We start from the raw sequence: 1,228 nt of genomic DNA, 5'->3' as shown, positions 1-1,228 counted from the left end.
GCTTGGACTCAACCCGTCAGCGCAACAGTGCTTCGAATCTATCAGCCGGGGTGTCGAAGTCGAGGGTCTTACGGGGGCGCGTGTTGAGTCGGTGGGCAATCTCGTCGAGCTGGGCCTGGGTGACGTCGCCGAGGCTGGTGCCCTTCGGGAAGTACTGCCGGAGCAGCCGGTTGGTGTTCTCGTTCGTGCCGCGCTGCCAGGGGCTGGCCGGGTCGGCGAAGTAGACCTCCAGCCCGGTCCGCGCAGTGACGATCTTGTGTCGGGCCAGTTCCATCCCGCGGTCCCAGGTCAGCGAGCGGCGCAACTGCTCGGGCAGCCGGCACATCTGCTGCGACAGCGCCCAGGTGACGGTGTCCATGTCGCGTCCCTGCAGGGCGACGAGCACGGTGAACCGGGTGGTGCGCTCGACCACGGTGGCGATCTGGGTCGTGCCGCGCCCGAGCAGCAGGTCGCCCTCCCAGTGCCCGGGCACCGCCCGATCGGCGACCTCGGCGGGGCGCTCGCGGATCGAGACCGCGTCGGTGATCTGCGAGCGCCACTGCCCGGTGGTGGTGTTGTGCACGTTGCGCCGGATCGGCCGCCCCGACCGCAAGTGCTTCTGCAGGGTCTTGGCCAGTACGCCGCGGGTCTGCACGAACAGCGACTTGTAGATCGTCTCGTGCGACACCCGCATCCCTGAGCCCGGCTCGAAGTGCTTGGCCAGGTGCCCGGCGATCTGCTCGGGCGACCAGTCCTCGCCGAGTCTGTCAGCGACGAACCCGCGCAGCAGCGGACGCCGCGCGAGCAGGCACACCTTCGGGCGCCGTGCCCGGCGCCAGGCACGGTCCTCGGCGTCGACCGCCCGGTACTTGCGCCGGCCCTTGTTGCGGGCGATCTCGCGGCTCACCGTCGAGGCGGGTCGGCCGATCTCGGCCGCGATCGCGCGCATCGACTTGTTCTGGCCCAGCCCGCGCGAGATCTCCTCGCGCTCGGCGGCAGTCAGCGTCCCCGGTCGGCGCCGGCGTGGCGGCGGAACATAGCCCCCGCTCGACTTGAGCACCGTGAACACTGAACCCGGGGGCCGCTCGATCGCCCGAGCGATGTCACTGATCGACTCCCCTCGCCCCCAACGGACCCACAGATCAGTGCGGTCCTCATCGGACATCCCCGGCCTGCCCAAGCGTGCCATCGCCCACCCCTATCATGATCAACTACCTGTGGGGTGTTGCGCTGACCGGTTGAGTCCAAG

The 1,228-nt window shown here is 69.6% G+C and carries 1 protein-coding gene; it reads right to left on the bottom strand.

The window, feature by feature from the left end:
- Positions 1-16: 16 nt before the first annotated feature.
- Complete coding sequence (locus tag NH602_RS30955) at positions 17-1,168, bottom strand: IS30 family transposase (RefSeq protein WP_125911214.1); 1,152 nt, start codon at positions 1,166-1,168, stop codon at positions 17-19.
- Positions 1,169-1,228: the final 60 nt, after the last annotated feature.

The sequence above is a fragment of the Pseudonocardia sp. McavD-2-B genome (genome assembly GCF_024124365.1).
Classification (GTDB): Bacteria; Actinomycetota; Actinomycetes; order Mycobacteriales; family Pseudonocardiaceae; genus Pseudonocardia; species Pseudonocardia alni.
Note: the sequence above shows the minus strand (reverse complement) of the source record. Positions and strands in the feature narration are given on the sequence as shown.